The sequence below is a fragment of the Frankia sp. AgPm24 genome (genome assembly GCF_023243055.1).
In the GTDB taxonomy this organism is placed as follows: domain Bacteria; phylum Actinomycetota; class Actinomycetes; order Frankiales; family Frankiaceae; genus Frankia; species Frankia umida.
In genome coordinates this window covers 67,907-85,842 of record NZ_JALKFW010000003.1, presented here as the reverse complement: position 1 = coordinate 85,842, position 17,936 = coordinate 67,907, and the positions used below count along the sequence as shown (strand labels likewise).

Sequence of the window (17,936 nt, the reverse complement as noted above, 5' to 3'; positions counted from 1 at the left end):
TCATCGCCTTGCTGGACGTCGGCTCGACCCTTCTCGCCGTCACCGGCCCCACCCACGCTCCCAGCGCACCCCGCCTCATCACCGTCGCAAACGTGGTCAGGGCCCACACCAACTCCCCGGAGCCCGCTGCCTGGGTCGACCTGTCGGCGAACGCCGGGATCCACAACCTCGGCGGCCCGCTCGCGTGGGCCGGAAGCTTCACATCCGCCACCGGCGCCGATTATCCGCGACGCGACCTCAGAGCCAGACACCAGCGGCATATGGCCATGACCGTGCAGACCCGGACCGCCATACAGAAAAACGTCGAAATCCAGACGGAGGACCTTGAGAAAACGCGTCGGGTTCATGCCGCAGAGACTGATGAACGATCCAGGGAGACTACCGGATCCGCAACGACCACGACCGTCTTGTCAAGCAGCACCACTCACTCCAGGTATACGCACAGAGCAGCGGGTTCGAAAACGTGCAGCTCATCCGAGAGGCCGAAGAACCGCGGATACCCTGCGAACAGGAAAAAGCAGAGCCCGCAATGCTCGAAGTCGCCGCTCGTCCTTTCCTTGATGGTCACGCGGGTCGCGAGGGCACTGGCCTTCACGTGGGATGCGCTCGGCGCGCAGCACGACCTGCTCATCCAGCGCGAACGCGTCTTCGGCGAGGAGCATCGCGATGTGCTGTCCACCGCCTACGAGCTCGCCGAACTCCTGGACCAGCGAGGAAGGCACGAGCAGGCGCGGGACCTGTTCGAGGATGCCCTGGGCCGCCGCTGGCTGCTCGGCGAGAACCATCCTGACACGAGGGCCACCGCCGACGAACTCACCGCCGAGCCAGGCCACACCTGCACCCTCGGTCACGACCGACGATGGTACGTTCGCCGCGGGTGGAGAGAACCGTGCCTCCACACCAGGTGCTGGACGGATGGGCTGACCGCATGGGATGTCTGTTGACGGTCAATCTGGCCGTCGTTCGCGACGGGGCGTGGACGGGAAAGATGGGCCGCAGCGGTATCGACAAGCGGCCGGTCAGCGGCCCGGTGCGGGCCGGACCCGAAGGTCTCGGCGGCGACACGATCTGCGACCGGCGCTTCCACGGCGGTGTCGACCGGGCCGGTTACGCCTTCGCCCACGAGGACTACGCCTGGTGGATCGAGACGCTGGGCCGGCCGATCCTGCCAGGCAACTTCGGCGAGAACCTGACCACGGTGGACCTGGATGTCACCGGCGCCCGCATCGGCGAGCTCTGGGCGATCGGGTCAGCGGTGTTCGAGGTCAGCGCGCCGCGGGTGCCCTGCCGGGTGTTCGCCGGCTTCTGGGACGTCCCCGACCTCATCGCCCGCTTCACCCGGCGCGCCACCCCGGGCGCCTACCTGCGCGTGCGGACGCCGGGGGAGATCACCGCCGGTGACCCGATCACCGTCGTGCACCGCCCCGGCCACGACATCACCGTCGGCCTGGTCTTTCGCGCCCTGACCACCGAACCCGAGCTCCTGCCCGACCTCGGCGACATCGCCGACGTCCTGGCCACGGACATCAGCCGCAAGGTCCGCCAGCGCCTGGCACGCTCGGTCTGACGCCGATCGAAGCTGGCGGGATCGACCTGCGGCGGCCTGCGGTCGGTCTACCGGAGCTGCTTGATCTGGCGCAGCACGGTGGCGGTCTCGACCTGGGTGACCGCGTGGAGGGCTGCGACGCGCCGGGTGAGATAGCTGTAGAGAGCGTCGGCATCACAGCAGATCACCGCGGCAACCAGGTTCGCGCCACCGGTGGTGGCCGCGACGAAGGCGACCTCCGGGTGCCGCGCGAGCTCCGCGCCGGTCGCCTCCAGCGCGGGCGGGACAACGGTCAGCCAGAGCAGCGCGACCATGTGGTAGCCGAGCCGGCCAGCGTCAAACTGAAGATCAAAATACACCGCGCCGCTCGCCTGCAGACGAGCGAGCCTGCGCCGGACGCTGGCTTCGGACAGCTGTACGGATGCGCCGAGGACGGGATAGCCCGCCCGGCCGTCCCGGCCCAGTTCCCGCAGCAGGAGGCGGTCGACATCATCCCTCGCTGGCACCGTCCTGGCTGGCACCGTCCTGGCAGATGACGCCAGCCGCAGGGCGGTGACCTGCTCGGTTGTCAGTGCCCCGCACTTCGCGAACCAGCCGTCCGGGCCGCCATGGACGGTACGCAGCAGCTGCTGGGCCGTGACGGAGACGATCGTCGGGGTGCGCGCCAGCCGGTCCAGCAGCACTGCCGCACTCTCCTCGTCCACGGCATCGAGGACGAGGAGCAGCTCGGAGGTTCCCGAAGTCAGGGCGACGAAGGAGGTGTCCGCGCGTCGGGCGATGCCGGCGGCGACCGTCCCCGCCGCGTCGGGCGCGCACCGGATCCGCAGCATCCAACGTGATCGGGTGGCTGCGCCGCGGCCCACCACCCGCAGACCGGCGGAGGCACGCATCCGGTGGTACCGGCGGGCGACGGTGTGCGCGGACACCCCGGTCACCTCCGCTATGGCGCTGAACGGGGCCCGTCCGTCGATCTGCAGCGCCTGGAGGAGCTGACGGTCCAGCTCGTCCACGGTGAGCGAATCCGTCACCCGCACCCCTGTTCCTGGCCGAACACGTCGGTTTTGCCGCCGGCTCGTTCCGCGTTTCCGATCATTCAAACACGCTTACCCCACCGCCCGAACCGGTCCGGGCCGCGCGCGGATCCGGGGCCGGAAACGGACGACGGACGACGGACGACGGACCGGCACATGGTGCGCGCAGCCGCATCTGCCCCGGGACCTGGACGAGGAAGAGGGAAGCGCATGAGGTGGGATGTTGCGGTGGTGGGCGGTGGCCCGGTCGGCATGTTCCTGGCCGCGGAGCTGCGGCGCGCCGACGTGTCAGTGGCCGTGTTCGAGCGCCGGCAGGCCGGCGCGTCGGCGGCCCCGGACGGGGGCGACCGTGGTCTGCAGGCCCGCACGCTGCAGCTGCTGCGGATGCGGGGGCTGCTCGACCCGGTGCGGGCCCAGGCGGCGGCCACGGGCGGGGCTGGAATCGCGGGCTTCGTCGGATCGCCAGGCAGCGCGGCTCCCGCCGATCTCGCCGAGCTCGTCGACAGCTGGGGCACAAGCCGGTTCAAGGGCCATTTCGCCATGCTGGCGCTGGTTGACCGGGACGGCGAGCTGTCCACCGTCCCGCACCAGCTCGCGGTGTGGCAGGACCGGCTCGTCGAGGTCCTCGCGCAGCGGGCACGCGAACGGGGCGCCCGGCTGCACCACGACAGCGAGGTCGTCGGCGTCACCGACCGGGGAAACCACGTCTCGCTCGAGCTCACCGACGGCACCGAGCATCAGGCACGTTGGGTGGTCGGGTGCGACGGCGGGCATGGCGTCGTGCGCCGGAAGTTCTCCTTCGACAGCACGGCGCCGGCGATGGTCGTGCTCATCGCCGACGTGTCGTTGGAACCAACCGGCGCGGTGCCCCCTGGTGTGCACCGGACGCCCGGGGGGCTGATGTTCGTGAACCCCCCGCCCGGCGACATCGTCCTGGTCGAGTTCGACGGGCCCACACTGGACGCGCGCGGGCCGGTGAGCCGCGAGGAGTTCGTGGCCGCGCTGCGCCGGATCAGTGGCACCGACGTCACGGTGACCGCGTTCCGGGGTGCTGTGCGCGTCACCGATCATGCCCGGGTCGCGCGCCAGTACCGCCGCGGCCGGCTCCTGCTCGCTGGCGATGCGGCCCACCTGCACTCCCCGATGGGCGGCCAGGGCCTCAACCTCGGGCTGCAGGATGCCGCCAGCCTCGGCTGGCGACTCGCCCGCATCGCCACCGGTGCCGAGCAGACGGCATCCCACCAAGCGGGATCCCACCGCCCGACGTCCGGGCAGCAGACCTTTGACCAGGGAGAATCCGGCCAGGTGGCGCCTGACGGGTGGCTGCCTGGCGATCAGCTGCTGGCCGACTACGAACGGGAACGGCAGGCGGCGGCCCGGCTGGTCCTGCGCAACACCCTTGCCCAGAGCGCGCTGCTGCGCACCGACGCGCACAGCAGCGCCCTGCGGGAGATCGTCGCCGAGCTGATCGAGCTTCCCGACGCCAAACTCCATCTCGCGTCCATGGTCGCCGGCCTGTCGACGAGGATCACCGCCGCACCCGGCAGCCATCCCCTGGTGGGGACGTTCGCACCCCCCGCCGCCCTGGACGCGCTGTCGGCGCAGGCGGGCTCAGCCGACGCGGTCGAGCCGGTGACCGTGTGGGTCGACGGTCTACCCGGCCTGGTCGTCCGGCCCGACGGTTACGTCGAGTCGGTGGCCTGAGCCGCACCCGGCTCGCGACCACAGCCGCGGCCTGCCCCACAGGGTGTGCCGCGCGGCCGCGGTCCCGCGACCCCGCGGCGGAACGAACGAGCGACGGCGGTACGGACCAAAAGGGCGTAAACAGTCCGTATCCACTGGCTGCATTGACAATGATCTGGGCTAACCACATACTTCGATCGCCTGTGTGAGGAAGCCGGTGGAAATCCGGCGCGGTCGCGCCACTGTGACCGGCCTGTCCGCACGTCCGCGGAGGGGTCGCAAGCCAGACCCAAGCGCAGGTGAGTCCGAACATCCGGGACGCACGATCCCCCAGGAGGATCCTTCATGACCACGCCTGTCGCCGAACCACGGCAGCATTCCGTCACACTCCCGCTGACCGCCCGCCGGGTGGCGCTGGGGCTCACCGCGCTGCTGTCGCTGGCGCTGCTGTACTTCATCGGCGTCGACCAGGGCGCGACCTCGCTGTTCGGGTCGGACACCCACATCCACGAGTTCGTGCACGACGCGCGCCACTTCATCGGCTTCCCCTGCCACTGAGCGGGAGGGCTGCCGCGATGGAACTTCGCTACATCTACCGCGGCCTGGGTGTGGGGCTGGTCGGCGGGCTGCTGGCGTTCGTGTTCGCCCGCATCTTCGCCGAGCCTTTCATCCAGGACGCGATCGACTACGAGGGCGGCCGGGACGCCGCCCAGGAGGCACTCAGCCACGCCGCCGGGCTCGGGCACGCGGGCGGCGGGCATGAGGAGGCCGAGGTCTTCAGCCGCTCGGTGCAGAGCAACATCGGCATCGGGGTGGGCATGGCCGCGTTCGGGCTCGCGATGGGCGGGCTGTTCATCGTCGCCTATCTGCTGGTCTCGCGGCGCTACCCGGGCGTTCGGCCGCGGGTGCTGGCGGGGCTGCTCGCCGGGGCGGGCTTCGTGAGCCTGTACCTGGTGCCGTTCGCCAAGTACCCGGCGAACCCGCCGGCCGTCGGCCACGAGGAGACGATCGGCGACCGCAGCATCCTGTACGTGACCATGGTCGCGGTGTCGGTGGTCTCGCTGGTGCTGGCCGTCATCGCCGGGCGGTGGCTGGCCGGACGGGTCGGCACCTGGAACGCGAGCCTGCTTGGCGCGGTCGTGTTCTTCGTGCTCGTCGGCGTGGCGATGGGACTGCTGCCACCGCTGGGGCATCTCGCGTCGAACAAGGCCGAGTACGGCACCCTCGCCACGGAGACACCGCAACCGCTGCGCGATGCCAGGGGTGCGATCGTGTATCCCGGTTTCGACGCCGACCTGCTGTTCCGGTTCCGGTTCTACTCGGTGATCAGCCAGCTGCTTCTGTGGCTGACGATCGGCTTCGGCTTCGGTGCACTCGCCGAACGCCTCGCCGGCGAGCCCGCCCGGGTGCGCACCCCGCGTGCCACCACCGGGGCGGCTGTCACCGACCGCGCCTCGGCCGGGGCCCCGTCGTCCACCGCAGCACCGTCCGCCGCAGGCTAGGTTCCACAGCAGGTCAGGTTCCACAGCAGGTCAGGTTCCACCCGCATGCGGTAGGACGGTTCTCGGCGTGGTCGTTGCGACTGCGCCGGGAACCGCTGTGCAACGACCACCACCGCCGGGTGTACGCGCGGTGACAGATCGCGACCGCCGCCGAGGCCAGGGCGAAGTGCACGAGCGCTCCGACGACCGCCACGAGGGTGATCGTCCACAGGGTGCCGCGCTCGGGTGCCGCGCTGTCCGGGTCGAGTGCCTCCTCGGCGAGCAGGTAGCCGGCGGCCAGCGGCACCTGCCAGGCCAGGGACGCCGTGCCCGCAGCAGCGCCGCCACCCGCAGGGCACCGCGCACCGGCGCCGACAGCTCCCGGAACGCCGCGGACGGCTTCGGCCGGGGCTCCCGTCCCCGCCGGGGGCTCACAGGCCGACCTTGCCGGTGGCCCAGTACGGCTTGGTGACGATGGCGCGGCGGTCCAGTGTCGTGGTGGCGCGCAGCATCGTACGCAGGGACTGGATGGTGCCGGCATGGCCGATCAGATGGGCGCGGTCGGCGAGGTCACCGCCCGCCTCGGCCGCCGCATTGCCCACCCAGCCGGCCAGGGCCTCCCCCGGCGCCGCCTGTTCGACGACCACGTCGATCCCGGGCAGCAGCTCGGCCGCCGCCGCCGCGTCCGCCTCGGCCACCTCCACCGCCCCGAGGTAACGGACACCCCCGGCGACCGCGGCGGTGGTGGTGGCCGGCGCACCGTTGTCGCCGCCCGGCCCGACGCCGTCCGCGGCCAGCATCGCCGCGAAGGTGCCGATCGTGCAGGTGTCACCCAGCAGCAGCCGCCGCTCGCCCGGCCCCCGGTCGAGGGCGTGCCCGGGGCCGAGCACAGCGACCTCGTCCCCGGCGGCCCGCCCGAGCAGCCACGTGGTGCCGGGAGCAGTGCCATGCAGATGGACGAGGACGGTCATCACGCCGCCGCCAGCACCACCACCATCAGCATCAGTGGCACCGGCGGGACTGTAGTCCATGACGCTGTAGTGACGGAACGCGCGCTCGCCGACCCGGAGCTCGATCTCGTGTCCCGGCTGCCACGGCTTGCGTTTCGGCTGCGGGCAGGTCACCTGTAGCCGGAGCAGGCCGGGTGAGAGCCGGGTGATCGTTCTGATCGTGCCCGCGATGCCGAACTTCCGCTCGGTGAAGTCCGCGATCGGGGCGGGGATGGACGGCATGGTTCTCCAGTCGGGGTCGTCGGGTCGGTAGTCGTCGGGGGGTGCGCCGTCAGGGGTCGGGCAGGAAGCCCGAGTCCATGGCCGCTGTCGGGTAGCGGTCGACGACGGTGTCGTCGACACTCGGACAGCGCAGCCCGGACCGGTCCAGCGCAGTGCGGGTGTTGCGGTCGTCGAAGCGGTATCGGCCGGACGCCTCGTCGCTCCGCGGACCCGCGGCCTCCAACGCCCGCACGGTGGCGATCGTGGGGCTCTCGGCGGTGGCCGCGGCCACCCGCAGCGCCTCGCCCCAGGCCTGTTCGGACACGACGGTGGACGGGTGGCCAAGCGCGACCAACCGGTCGAGCAGGTTCCCGAGCGGGGTCGGGCGCGGGTTCGTCAGGTGGTGGACGGTGCCGGTGGCCGGCTGGGTGAGGGCAGGTTCGACCAGGGCGGCGGCAACGTAGTCCACAGGGATGAGGCCCCGGTCGAGGCCGCGGCGATGCGTCGTCGGGTACCACGCCTGTCCGGACGACCGCCTGGACGTAGCTCCACGGCACGTCGTCGGTCGTGCCGACGCCGGTGCGGCTGTCCCCGCCGACCCGACCCGGCCGGTAGACGGCGACCGGCAGCCCACGCTCCACCGCCTGGGCGGCCAGTTTCTCGGCCACCCGTTTCGACAGCGGGTAGCCGCCCGGGATACCGAACGATCCAGACCTCGTGATCGTCCGGAAATCCCTGTGCGAACGCGTTGTACGCGTTCGCCCTCCCCCCGGCGTGCGGAAAGACGACCACCCTGCACCCCGGCCGCGAGCGCGGATCACGGCACTGCAGCCACCCGGCGAACCGCACCACCTTCACGACTCGTCTCCCGAGCTCGCCGCCACACCGGCGTCATTCCCGGGACGCACCGATGCCCGCTCGACAAGATTCCTCCAGCTGCACAGGGTCGGCTCCTCGATCAGGGCGCTGAACGTGGCGGGATGCGGTCGGAACATGCACCTGCGGCCGACCTGATTCCCACCTGAGCCCCTCACTACTTAGGTGAAGTTTACCTTAGTAGTGCGCAAGGCGGCTGGCAACCCCTTCACCCCACCTGGACCACGCGAGCGAGAAGATCGGCGGCTCGAGCTGCCGCCCGACCCCGCCCGCCAGACACAGCACGCCGACACCGCGCCGACGGCGGACCAACAGGGGGCCGACACCGATACACTCCGCACACATATCGATACCGCATGGTTGGAAGGTGAGACTACCCTTCCTTGCGATGCGAATGCGCATAGCCAGCAGTTGGCCGCGAAACGGCTCAACCCTTCCACCACAATGTGTTCTGTCTCATATAAGGTTGGCAGTGAGAGGTGGAACCGCGGAGGGCCGGAGCAGATAACGAATGCCGGTGACCCGTTCGGACTCGGCCCACAACAGGCGCTGGCCGGCGCGGTTACGGGCGGCCCGACTCACCCGGGCGAACGTCGGCGCCCCCGTCGTGCCGAACAGGCCGTCCGGGCCGTAGTACTCGCCGCCGGACGCGGCCGGGTCCACGGCCGCCCGGATCGGCGCCAGCGCTCCGGCCTGCGCACTGTGGATGAGCCAGCCCATCATCGGGCTCATCTGGTCAGTCATGAAGGCGCGCATGACCGCTGGCAGTTCCTGCGCCAGCCCGGTCCGGGCCACTCCCGGATGGGTGGCCACCGCGATGGTGGGCGCACCGACAGCGGCCAGACGCCGCTGCAGTTCGAAGGCGAACATCAGCATCGCAAGCTTCGAGGCCGGGTACTGCCTGCGCCCCGTCGACGCCGACACCGAGGCCGGGCCGAACGGCGGGGAGCCGGCGGCGAGGCCGACCGGGTCGATCCGCCCGACGTGGTGCGCAAGGCTGCTCAGGACGACGACCCGTGAGCTCGGGCTGGCAAGCAGGCGGTCCAGCAGCAGACCGGTGAGGGCGAAGTGCCCGAGGTAGTTGACACCCAGCGTCCGGTCGAAACCGTCCTCGGTGGTGGACTCGACCGGCCGCATCACCCCGGCGTTGTTGACCAGAAGGTCGAGGGCCGGATGTTCGACCCGGATCCGCTCGGCCGCCGCGCGCACCGAGGCCAGCGACGCAAGATCCAGGTGCTGCACCCGGACGTCCGCCGGGCGCGGTCCCGCCGCGGCGACGTCGGCGCGGATGCGGTCGGCGGCCTGTCGCGCCAGCAGGAGATCCCGGCAGGCCAGGATGACGGTGGCACCCCGCCCGGCAAGTATCCGGGACATCTGGAAGCCGATCCCGGAGTCGGCACCGGTGACGACGACACGCCGCCCGCGCAGGTCCGGCACCTCGGCGAGACCCCAGCCAGGCGTCTTCCGGTCACGACGGTACATGCGATCGACTCCCGTCCGTTCTCCCCCGACTGGTCTCACCCGACCGATGTCCCCCGACGAATCCCCCGCGTCCCGATGCTGCCCGGCTGCCGTGCTCAGCTCAGACCGGCTCCAGCAGGACGAGCGGGATGACACGTTCGGTCTTCGCCTCGTAACCGCGGTACCAGCGGTTCCTGACGACCAGCGGCCACAGCTGCCCGCGTTCCTGCGGGGTGGCCGGACGAGCCAGCATCGACCGCCACTGTTCGCCCCTGGCCCGCACCTGGACCTTCGGATGCGCGCACATGTTGAGGAACCAGTCGGGATCCCGGTCGTCGCCGCCCCGGGAGGCCACCAGCACGATCGTGGATCCCTGCCGCACCGGCGAGGTCAGCCGCAGGGTGTGCGGACGCCCGGAACGCCGACCGGTGGTGATCACCTCAAGAACCGGCATGCCGGCGGCCCGCCAGCCCAGGCGCCCCCCGGTCAACCGGACGAGCACACCATGCGCACGGTTGAGCAGCCTGAACTTCTGGTCACTCGCCATCCCTAGAACCTCCTGCCCGCGTCCACCGGGATATTCAACCGATCCTGTCGTCCGGCGCTCGGCGCGGGTACGGATTGTCTCGTTTCTGTCCCCCGAACGCGGGCCCCCGTCCCTCGGTCGAGCCTGCTGGTCATACCCGTCGGACGGACGGGTATGACCGGTATGACGGGTGAAACCGCCGGGCCGGCCCTACCGGTCGGATCCGCCGGAGGGGTCCATCGGACGAAGCGCGTCGAAGCGCCGGCCAGGATGCCGGACCGAGGTCCGCGGGCGAGGATCGGGTTGGTGCGCGGGCCGCCCCGCAGCTGCGGGCGCTGTCCCGCGCCCGTGACTCCGAGCCCGGCCGCCGCCGCGAAGGGACGCTGCCCATGAGCACGGTCGTCGTCGACCCGCTTGTGCTGCCGAGCACCGACGAGCTGCGGGAACGCGCCCTGGCCGCCCTGCGCCGCTGCGGCGTCACCGCGGCAGGGCACACTGGCGACACCGGCGACACCGGCGACACCGGCGACACGATCACCGTCCGGACGCCGATCACCGGGGCGGATCTGTTCGACATCCCGGCCGCGGACACCCGCGACGTGGCCGCGGCGATCGACGCGGCACACGAGGCGTTCGGACGCTGGCGGATGGTGCCGGCGCCCGCCCGGGGCGCGCTGGTGAAGCGGTTCGGCGAACTGGTGGGTCGACACCGCGCCGATCTGGCCGATCTGATCGGCATCGAGGTCGGCAAGATTCGTTCCGAGGCACTCGGCGAGGTCCAGGAGATGATCGACATCTGCGACCTGGCGGTCGGGCTGTCCCGTCAGCTCACCGGGCGCACCATGCCCTCGGAGCGGCCGGGCCACCGGCTGATGGAGACCTGGCACCCGCTCGGCGTGGTCGGCGTGATCTCGGCGTTCAACTTTCCGGCGGCGGTGTGGTCGTGGAACGTGGCGCTGGCGACCGTCTGCGGGAACACGATGGTGTGGAAGCCGTCACCGCGCGCCGTGCTCACCGCCACCGCGTGCACGGCTCTGTTCGACCGGGCGGCGGCCGACGTCGGCGCGCCGGCCAACCTGAACGTCCTGGTCATCGCCAGCGCGGCGGACGCGGCGGTGCTCGTCGACAGTCCGCGGGTGCCGCTGGTGAGCGCCACCGGCTCGCAGGCCATGGGTGAGCGGATCGCCCCCCGGGTCGCCGCCCGGTTCGGTCGGGTCATCCTCGAACTCGGCGGGAACAACGCGGCCGTGGTCACGCCGTCCGCGGATCTCGACCTCACGACCCGCGCCGTCGTCTTCGCCGCCGTGGGCACCGCCGGTCAGCGGTGCACCACACTGCGCCGACTGATCGTCCACGAGTCGATCGCGGACGAGGTCGCCGCCCGCCTGCGCGCCGCGTACGCCCGGCTGCCGATCGGCGACCCGTTCACCGAGAGCACACTCGTCGGCCCACTGATCGACGGCCAGGCCCACCAGAGCATGGCCCGGGCCCTGCGGCAGGCCGTCGCGGACGGCGGCACGATCCTCACCGGCGGCGACCGGCGCCCCACCGGCACGTCCGCGTTCTATGTGGAGCCGGCGCTGGTGCGCATGCCGGCGCAGACCGCGATCGTGCGCGCCGAGACCTTCGCCCCCATCCTCTACCTGTTGACCTACCGCACCCTGGACGAGGCGATCGCGCTGCACAACGACGTCCCGCAGGGCCTGTCCTCGTCGATCTTCACCACCGACCAGCGCGAGGCCGAACGTTTCCTGGCCTCGGACGGATCGGACTGCGGCCTCGTGAACGTCAACATCGGCACGTCCGGCGCGGAGATCGGCGGCGCGTTCGGCGGCGAGAAGGCCACCGGCGGCGGCCGTGAGGCGGGCTCGGACGCCTGGCGCGCCTACATGCGCCGCGCCACGAACACCATCAACTACTCGGGCGCCCTCCCCCTCGCCCAGCACATCGACTTCGCCTGACCCGCACCACCGAATCCGCACCCATAAAGATCGACAGGGGACGGTCCGGCGTTCGTGCGTCACGGGGATCCGACCGCAGGCCATTCGATACATGAAGCGACGATGCGAGTACGTGTAGCGACGCAGGGGTAGGTATCCGGCTCGGGGCACGGACGCGGGGAGCGCGGTGAACGTGCCGGGTTGACGCAGCTGCCAGAAAGGCGCCCTGATGCCGATTCTCTGCCGCCCGTCCGTCGCGGTGCCCGAACATGTGATCACCATGGCGCAGACCCTGGACCTGGCCCGCCGGCTGCACGCCGACCACCCCCGGCTCGACCTGGCGTTACAGCTGATCGCGCATACGGGGGTGCGGGAACGCCATCTCGTTCAGCCGATCGCGCAGACGCTGACCCATCCGGGACTCGAGGCCCGCAACAACCTCTACGCGCGCGAGGCACGGCGCCGCGTGCCACCGGTGGTACAGGGCGCGCTGCGCTCCGCCGGGGTCGGCGCCGCCGACATCGACGCGATCATCTTCGTCTCCTGCACCGGGTTCCTGATGCCGTCGATGACCGCCTGGATGATCAACAATCTGGGGTTCCGGTCCGACACCCGGCAGATCCCGATCGCGCAGCTGGGCTGTGCCGCCGGCGGGGCCGCGATCAACCGGGCGGCCGACTTCTGCCTCGCCTACCCGGACGCGAACGTGCTGATCGTCGCCTGCGAGTTCTGCTCGCTGTGCTACCAGCCGGACGATGTCGAGGTCGGCAACCTGCTGGCCAACGGCCTGTTCGGCGATGCGGTGGCCGCCGCGGTGGTGCGCGGTGGGGGCGAGCCGGGGCTGCGGGGCGTCGAACTGGAACGCAACGGCTCGTACCTGGTGCCGGACACCGAGGACTGGATCTCCTACGCGGTGCGATCGACGGGCTTCCACTTCCAGCTCGACCGGCGGGTCCCGACCACCATGGCGATGCTCGCCCCGGCGCTGCGCACCCTGGCCCGCAGTCACGGCTGGGAGGCCGGTGACCTCGACTTCTACATCATCCACGCCGGCGGCCCGCGCATCCTCGACGATCTGGGCGCCATCCTGGACGTCGAGGCCTCCGCGTTCCGGCACAGCCGGGCGACCCTCACCGACTACGGCAACATCGCAAGCGCCGTCGTCCTCGACGCGCTGCGCCGGATGTTCGACGACAACGCGCTCGACCCCGGCGCCCGCGGCATGATCGCCGGTTTCGGCCCGGGCATCACGGCCGAGACCTGTATCGGTACCTGGACCAGCTGCCCCGACCGCCCCCTGGACGACCGTTCCGAGGAAGGACGCGCGCATGCCCGCCAGAACCCGTGTGAAGCCGAACCCCACAGCACCGGCCGGCCCCCCGTCCGCCACGACGGTGTCCGTCACCTCGCGGACCGATCCGGCACCGGCCGACGTGGTGCACTGCCCGTTCGACCACGGTGACGCGCTCGAACCCGACCCGCTGCTGGAACGACTGCGCGACGAGCGGCCGATCACCCGGATCACGATGGCGCACGGTACGGACTGGGCGTGGCTGGTGACGCGGTACGACGATGTGCGCCGGGTGGTCAGCGACCCGCGGTTCAGCCGGGCCGCCACCGTCGGTCGGGACCTGCCGCGGATGACCCCCGAACCGATCGCCCAGCCCGACGCGATCAATCTGATGGACCCACCCGACCTCACCCGACTGCGCCGCCTGGCCGCCCAGGCCCTCGCGCCCGAGCAGATCGCCCGGCTGACCCCCCGCATCCAGACCATCGTGGACGGTCTGCTCGACGAGCTCGCCGCCGCCGGCCCCCCGGCGGAGTTCACCCGGCAGTTCGCCGCCCGGCTGCCCCTGGACACGATCTGCGAGCTGATGGCGATCTCCCCGCACGACCGGCCACAGATCCGCCGCTGGGTCCTCGACCTCATGTCCACCAGCGTCGGCGCCGAGGCCAGCCGCGCGGCCAAGGCGTCCCTGCGCACCCACTTCCGCGAGCTCGCCATCCAGCGCCGCTGCCACCCCGGCGACGACCTGATCAGCACCCTCGCCACCGCCCGCGAGGTCGCGAACGGCGCGAACGGCGCGAACGGCATGGACTCCCTCGACGACACCGAGCTTGGCGTGATGGCCCTCGTGCTCACCGTGAACGGCCACGACACCAGCACCTACCAGCTCAGCAACATCCTCTACACCCTGCTCACCCACCCCGCCGAGCTCGCCCGGGTCCGCGCCCACCCCGAACTGCTCGACCAGGCCCTCGAGGAGATCCTGCGCCACATCCCGTTCCGCCAGGGGGTCGGCATCGCCCGGATCGCCCGCACCGACGTGGACCTCGGTGGCGTGACGATCCGCGCCGGTGAGGCCGTGCACGTCTCCTACCTGGCCGCCAACCGCGACCCCGCGGTGTTCGACCACCCGGGCGACCTCGATCTCGACCGCCCGCCCACCACCCACTTCGCCTTCGGCCACGGCATCCACTACTGCCTCGGCGCGAACCTGGCCCGCGCCGTCCTGCGCCTGGCCTTCGCCACCCTGCTGGCCCGCTTCCCCACGCTGCGCCTGGCCGTCCCCGCGGACGAGATCCCCTGGCACACCGGCTCCATCTGGCGCTACCCCGAACGCCTCCCCATCACCTGGTGACACCCTCATCAACCGCAGGCCACGAGATCGATGGCATGCGTGAGACGCTGCGCCATCAGATCCAGGCCGCGCCGGCGACATGGACCGTGGGGCTCCGGAAGTTCCTGACCGCCGACGCCGTCGCCGCGTCGAACTCCATCGAGGGCGTAGCGACCATCGACGTCGAGGACCTGATGGACGGCGAGCGAGATGTCGAGGTCTCCGACGAGAACCGCGAGGAGACCCTCGCCTGTCAGCGGATGATGACCTACCTCCAGACGCTCCACGACGCCGAGGATTTCCGCTACGGCAAAGGCCTGTTCAACCACTGCACTGGATGCTGCAGGGCCACCATCACACCGTGCGCCGACCGACCGGTCAGTGGCGCCGCGGCTTGGTATACGTCACCGATGCCCGCGACCCCAGCATCGCGGCCTATACGGCGCCGGATGCCGAGACCGTTCCGGCGCTGATGGACGACGGCACCCCCGCGCTCGTGCGCGCGGCCATGGCGCATCTGCACCTGGTGTCCATCCACCCCTGGGCCGACGGAAACGGTCGGATGTCCCGTTCCCTGCGGGAGTACTACCGCGAACTCGCGGACCGGGGCCCGACCTACCTTCCCGACCAGGACGTCTCCAGCTGGATCAGGTTCAACCTGACCGCCTGTCACCAGCAGGCCCAGACCGTGGCGGGCCGGCTCGACCGCTCCGGGCGGGTATGGGGCGCACTCACCTCGTTCGCCGACAGCACCCGTCTGGACGAGCGGGTGGTCACCGCCCTGCACGACGTGGCCATGGCCGGACGGGTACGCCGCTCACGCTACGAACACGCGGAGGGCCTGAGCCTGCAACAGGCCCAACGCGATCTCCGCGATCTCACCACCGCCCAGATCCTGGCGCCGGCCGGTCGCACCCGAGCCCGCTACTACACCGCGGGCCCACGCTTCCCCCAGGCTGCCCTCGACCTCGCCCACACCCCCATGACCCTGAGACATCCCTACGCCACCTGACGAGAACCACCGCGCACCTCCAAGGATGATCCGATGCCCCCGCGGAGGTCAGCGTGCGGGCGCCTGGCGGGCGGCCTCGATGATCCGGGTGAGTGCGCCGTGCAGCTCCTGCAGATCGGCGACCTCGACACCCAGCCGATCGACGACGGCGTGGGGAATCCTCAGCGCCTCCTGGCGCAACGCGCTGCCGGCCGGGGTGAGTTCGAGCGTCAGCAGCCGCTCGTCGGTCGCGGCCCGGCGCCGGGACACGTAGCCCGCCGACTCCAGCCGCTTGAGCAGCGGGGAGAGCGTGGCCGAGTCCAGCAGCAGGGCGGCGCCGAGATCCTTCACCGAGCGCGGCGAACGTTCCCAGAGCGCCAGCATCACCAGGTACTGGGGGTGGGTCAGCCCGAGGGGTTCCAACAGCGGCCGGTACACCCCGATCACCAGCCGGGAGGCGACCGACAGGGCGAAACACACCTGCCGTTCCAGCGCGAGGGGGTCCTCTCCGAGGTCCTCGTCGACAGTCGCACCGTCCTCGAGCACGGGCCGCTCCCTCCGTGGCGTGTGTCATGGCCAGAATACCTGGCGAGCCAACGAAGCGATCGCGTACGATTCATGTGTGCACTAATCAATCGAGCACCAAGCTTCGGCCGGCAGTGCGGCGCGACACGCACCCGGTTTCGGTATGCCGGCGATATGTGCCGGCTCGTAGCATCGGGCGCGTGCGTGTACTGATCGTCGAGGACGAACCCTATCTGGCCGAGGCAGTCCGCGACGGGCTGCGTCTGGCAGCGATCGCGGCCGACATCGCCGGTGACGGTGACGCCGCGCTGGAGCTGTTGGACGTCAACACCTATGACATCGCCGTCCTCGACCGTGATGTTCCCGGACCGTCCGGCGACAGAATCGCCGAAAGCATCGTCGCGTCCGGCAGCGGTCTGCCGATCCTGATGCTCACCGCCGCCGACCGGCTGGACGACAAGGTCACCGGGTTCGAGATCGGCGCCGACGACTACCTCACCAAGCCGTTCGAGCTGCGGGAACTCGTGCTTCGGCTCAGAGCGCTCGACCGCAGGCGCGCGCACCGCAGGCCGCCCGTGCGGGAGATCGCGGGCCTGCGGCTGGACCCGTTTCGCCGCGAGGTCCACCGCGACGGCCGCTATGTCGCGCTGACCAGGAAGCAGTTCGCCGTGCTCGAGGTTCTCGTCGCCGCCGAAGGCGGTGTCATCAGCACCGAAAACCTGTTGGAACGGGCCTGGGACGAGAACACCGACCCGTTCACCAACGCCGTGCGCATCACGGTCTCGGCCCTGCGTAAACGCCTCGGTGAACCCTGGATCATCGCCACCGTGCCCGGCGTCGGATACCGCATCGACACGGCCCCCGGCACCGGACGAACGGGCGAACACCGTGGATAGGGCGCCCGGTACGAGTGTTCGCCTCAGACTCACCCTCAGCTATGCCGGTTTTCTCATGCTTGCGGGTGTTCTGCTGCTCGCGGTCGTGTGGGTGTTCCTGCTGCGCTACGTGCCCGAAACGATCTACACCGCACCGCCCGAGCCGGGGATGCGGCGCGGCCCGCTGATGTTCGTGCCCGACCGGCCGTTCGTACCCGATCGCTCCGACCTGCAGCAGGCCTTCGTGCCCAAGGCAGCCGCCATGCTGACGTTCCTGCTGATGTTCAGCCTGCTGGGCGGCTGGGTCCTCGCGGGCAGCATGCTCGCGCCCCTGCGGCGCATCACCAACGCGACCCGGCTGACCGCGAACGGATCGCTGTCCCACCGAATCCGGCTGGAAGGCCGCCGGGACGAGTTCCGCGAACTCGCCGACGCCTTCGACGCCATGCTCGCGCGGCTCGAGGCACACGACGCCGAACAGCAGCGATTCGCCGCCAATGCCTCCCACGAACTGCGCACCCCGCTGGCGATCACGCAGACCCTGCTCGACGTGGCCCGCAACGATCCGCACCGCGACACCGGCGAGCTGGTCGACCGTCTCCGTCTGGTCAACACCCGGGCAATCGACCTCACCGAAGCGCTGCTGCTGCTCAGCCGCGCCAAGGCGCGAACCTTCACCCGCGAACACGTCGACCTGTCCCTGGCCGCGGAAGAAGCGGCGGAGACGCTGCTGCCGTTCGCCGAACAACACGGCGTCACGATCGAGACCGCCGGCGACGTGGCCGCCACCGTCGGCTCGCATGCGCTCCTGCTGCAGACAGCCACGAACCTGGTGCACAACGCGATCGTGCACAACCTGCCCGAACAGGGCACCGTGTGGGTCACGACCAGCGTGCACCCGACGACGGTCGGGCTCACCGTCGAGAACACCGGTGAGAAGCTCACCCCGCAGCTGACCGCCACCCTTGTCGAGCCCTTTCAGCGCGGTACTGGACGCACCCACGCCGACCACGCGGGTGTCGGCCTCGGCCTGGCAATCGTCAGGAGCATCGTCCAGGCCCACGACGGGACCCTCACCCTCACCCCCCGAGCCGACGGGGGGCTCCGTGTCACCGTGCACCTTCCCCTCGCGCCCTCGCACACGGCCAGGTGAGGCCGCCGTCACC

17 protein-coding genes, 2 pseudogenes and 1 riboswitch are annotated in these 17,936 nt (G+C 70.8%); of the genes and pseudogenes, 11 read left to right on the top strand and 8 right to left on the bottom strand.

All coding sequences use genetic code 11. The features are described from left to right. Positions 1 to 8: 8 nt before the first annotated feature. Together MXD61_RS01975 and MXD61_RS01970 are read left to right on the top strand one after the other, a co-directional pair. Positions 9 to 944: a tetratricopeptide repeat protein gene (locus tag MXD61_RS01975; protein ID WP_248811153.1), complete on the top strand. Its 936-nt coding sequence runs from the start codon at positions 9 to 11 to the stop codon at positions 942 to 944. Then, positions 929 to 1,567 carry an MOSC domain-containing protein gene (locus tag MXD61_RS01970; RefSeq protein WP_374628284.1) on the top strand — a complete coding sequence of 213 codons (639 nt, stop codon included), beginning with the start codon at positions 929 to 931 and terminating at the stop codon, positions 1,565 to 1,567. Before MXD61_RS01975 ends, MXD61_RS01970 begins: the two co-directional genes overlap by 16 nt. Before the next feature lie 47 nt (positions 1,568 to 1,614). Here MXD61_RS01970 and MXD61_RS01965 read toward each other — a convergent pair whose 3' ends face one another. Beyond that, positions 1,615 to 2,574, bottom strand: a complete 960-nt coding sequence (locus tag MXD61_RS01965; RefSeq protein ID WP_248811151.1) for an Lrp/AsnC family transcriptional regulator — start codon at positions 2,572 to 2,574, stop codon at positions 1,615 to 1,617. Between the two features lie 213 nt (positions 2,575 to 2,787). Between MXD61_RS01965 and MXD61_RS01960 the strand changes: the two genes are divergently transcribed. The 3 genes from MXD61_RS01960 (at position 2,788) to MXD61_RS01950 (ending at position 5,762) form a co-directional block, all read left to right on the top strand. Continuing rightward, complete coding sequence (locus MXD61_RS01960; protein WP_248811150.1) at positions 2,788 to 4,281, top strand: FAD-dependent oxidoreductase; 1,494 nt, start codon at positions 2,788 to 2,790, stop codon at positions 4,279 to 4,281. Between the two features lie 188 nt (positions 4,282 to 4,469). Continuing rightward, positions 4,470 to 4,549, top strand: a riboswitch (cobalamin riboswitch). 56 nt (positions 4,550 to 4,605) lie between these two features. Then, positions 4,606 to 4,818, top strand: a complete 213-nt coding sequence (locus tag MXD61_RS01955; RefSeq protein WP_248811149.1) for a CbtB-domain containing protein — start codon at positions 4,606 to 4,608, stop codon at positions 4,816 to 4,818. A gap of 17 nt (positions 4,819 to 4,835) precedes the next feature. After that, positions 4,836 to 5,762 carry a CbtA family protein gene (locus MXD61_RS01950; protein ID WP_248811148.1) on the top strand — a complete coding sequence of 309 codons (927 nt, stop codon included), beginning with the start codon at positions 4,836 to 4,838 and terminating at the stop codon, positions 5,760 to 5,762. Between the two features lie 13 nt (positions 5,763 to 5,775). Here MXD61_RS01950 and MXD61_RS01945 read toward each other — a convergent pair whose 3' ends face one another. The 6 genes and pseudogenes from MXD61_RS01945 to MXD61_RS01925 form a co-directional block, all read right to left on the bottom strand. Beyond that, on the bottom strand, positions 5,776 to 6,048 hold the full coding sequence (locus MXD61_RS01945) for a hypothetical protein (protein ID WP_248811147.1): 273 nt from the start codon (positions 6,046 to 6,048) through the stop codon (positions 5,776 to 5,778). 124 nt (positions 6,049 to 6,172) lie between these two features. Further along, entirely contained in the window at positions 6,173 to 6,973 is an 801-nt protein-coding gene (locus MXD61_RS01940) for a hypothetical protein (RefSeq protein WP_248811146.1), read from the bottom strand. 49 nt (positions 6,974 to 7,022) lie between these two features. Beyond that, positions 7,023 to 7,421 carry a hypothetical protein gene (locus MXD61_RS01935; RefSeq protein ID WP_248811145.1) on the bottom strand — a complete coding sequence of 133 codons (399 nt, stop codon included), beginning with the start codon at positions 7,419 to 7,421 and terminating at the stop codon, positions 7,023 to 7,025. 97 nt (positions 7,422 to 7,518) lie between these two features. After that, a pseudogene (locus tag MXD61_RS28615) lies at positions 7,519 to 7,773 on the bottom strand (SDR family oxidoreductase); the annotation flags it as partial. 511 nt (positions 7,774 to 8,284) lie between these two features. After that, positions 8,285 to 9,310, bottom strand: coding sequence for an oxidoreductase (locus tag MXD61_RS01930; protein WP_248811144.1), 1,026 nt, complete (start codon positions 9,308 to 9,310; stop codon positions 8,285 to 8,287). A 100-nt stretch (positions 9,311 to 9,410) separates the two neighbouring features. Beyond that, positions 9,411 to 9,836 carry a nitroreductase/quinone reductase family protein gene (locus MXD61_RS01925; protein WP_163548404.1) on the bottom strand — a complete coding sequence of 142 codons (426 nt, stop codon included), beginning with the start codon at positions 9,834 to 9,836 and terminating at the stop codon, positions 9,411 to 9,413. A 368-nt stretch (positions 9,837 to 10,204) separates the two neighbouring features. Between MXD61_RS01925 and MXD61_RS01920 the strand changes: the two genes are divergently transcribed. From MXD61_RS01920 to MXD61_RS01900, 4 genes and pseudogenes are all read left to right on the top strand, one after another. Next, positions 10,205 to 11,776 carry an aldehyde dehydrogenase family protein gene (locus MXD61_RS01920; RefSeq protein WP_248811143.1) on the top strand — a complete coding sequence of 524 codons (1,572 nt, stop codon included), beginning with the start codon at positions 10,205 to 10,207 and terminating at the stop codon, positions 11,774 to 11,776. 208 nt (positions 11,777 to 11,984) lie between these two features. Beyond that, a complete protein-coding gene (locus tag MXD61_RS01915) occupies positions 11,985 to 13,217 on the top strand; it encodes a type III polyketide synthase (RefSeq protein WP_285223122.1) in 1,233 nt (410 codons plus the stop codon). Continuing rightward, entirely contained in the window at positions 13,150 to 14,400 is a 1,251-nt protein-coding gene (locus tag MXD61_RS28295) for a cytochrome P450 (protein WP_248811142.1), read from the top strand. Before MXD61_RS01915 ends, MXD61_RS28295 begins: the two co-directional genes overlap by 68 nt. Before the next feature lie 35 nt (positions 14,401 to 14,435). Further along, positions 14,436 to 15,391: pseudogene (locus MXD61_RS01900) on the top strand (Fic family protein). Positions 15,392 to 15,439: 48 nt separating this feature from the next. Here MXD61_RS01900 and MXD61_RS01895 read toward each other — a convergent pair. Further along, positions 15,440 to 15,916: a MarR family winged helix-turn-helix transcriptional regulator gene (locus tag MXD61_RS01895; RefSeq protein ID WP_248811140.1), complete on the bottom strand. Its 477-nt coding sequence runs from the start codon at positions 15,914 to 15,916 to the stop codon at positions 15,440 to 15,442. A 179-nt stretch (positions 15,917 to 16,095) separates the two neighbouring features. Between MXD61_RS01895 and MXD61_RS01890 the strand changes: the two genes are divergently transcribed. Together MXD61_RS01890 and MXD61_RS01885 are read left to right on the top strand one after the other, a co-directional pair. Next, positions 16,096 to 16,791: a response regulator transcription factor gene (locus MXD61_RS01890; RefSeq protein WP_248811139.1), complete on the top strand. Its 696-nt coding sequence runs from the start codon at positions 16,096 to 16,098 to the stop codon at positions 16,789 to 16,791. Then, positions 16,784 to 17,923 carry a HAMP domain-containing sensor histidine kinase gene (locus MXD61_RS01885; protein ID WP_248811138.1) on the top strand — a complete coding sequence of 380 codons (1,140 nt, stop codon included), beginning with the start codon at positions 16,784 to 16,786 and terminating at the stop codon, positions 17,921 to 17,923. The genes MXD61_RS01890 and MXD61_RS01885 overlap by 8 nt, the downstream gene beginning before the upstream one ends. The last annotated feature ends 13 nt before the right edge of the window (positions 17,924 to 17,936 follow it).

What these genes read in the sequence shown, in the direction of transcription:
- MXD61_RS01930 (WP_248811144.1), bottom strand. Translation starts at nt 9,310, where the DNA reads ATGTACCGTCGTGACCGGAAGACGCCTGGCTGGGGTCTCGCCGAGGTG.
- MXD61_RS01925 (WP_163548404.1), bottom strand. Translation starts at nt 9,836, where the DNA reads ATGGCGAGTGACCAGAAGTTCAGGCTGCTCAACCGTGCGCATGGTGTG.
- MXD61_RS01920 (WP_248811143.1), top strand. Translation starts at nt 10,205, where the DNA reads ATGAGCACGGTCGTCGTCGACCCGCTTGTGCTGCCGAGCACCGACGAG.
- MXD61_RS01970 (WP_374628284.1), top strand. Translation starts at nt 929, where the DNA reads ATGGGATGTCTGTTGACGGTCAATCTGGCCGTCGTTCGCGACGGGGCG.
- MXD61_RS01960 (WP_248811150.1), top strand. Translation starts at nt 2,788, where the DNA reads ATGAGGTGGGATGTTGCGGTGGTGGGCGGTGGCCCGGTCGGCATGTTC.
- MXD61_RS01940 (WP_248811146.1), bottom strand. Translation starts at nt 6,973, where the DNA reads ATGCCGTCCATCCCCGCCCCGATCGCGGACTTCACCGAGCGGAAGTTC.
- MXD61_RS01950 (WP_248811148.1), top strand. Translation starts at nt 4,836, where the DNA reads ATGGAACTTCGCTACATCTACCGCGGCCTGGGTGTGGGGCTGGTCGGC.
- MXD61_RS01915 (WP_285223122.1), top strand. Translation starts at nt 11,985, where the DNA reads ATGCCGATTCTCTGCCGCCCGTCCGTCGCGGTGCCCGAACATGTGATC.
- MXD61_RS01955 (WP_248811149.1), top strand. Translation starts at nt 4,606, where the DNA reads ATGACCACGCCTGTCGCCGAACCACGGCAGCATTCCGTCACACTCCCG.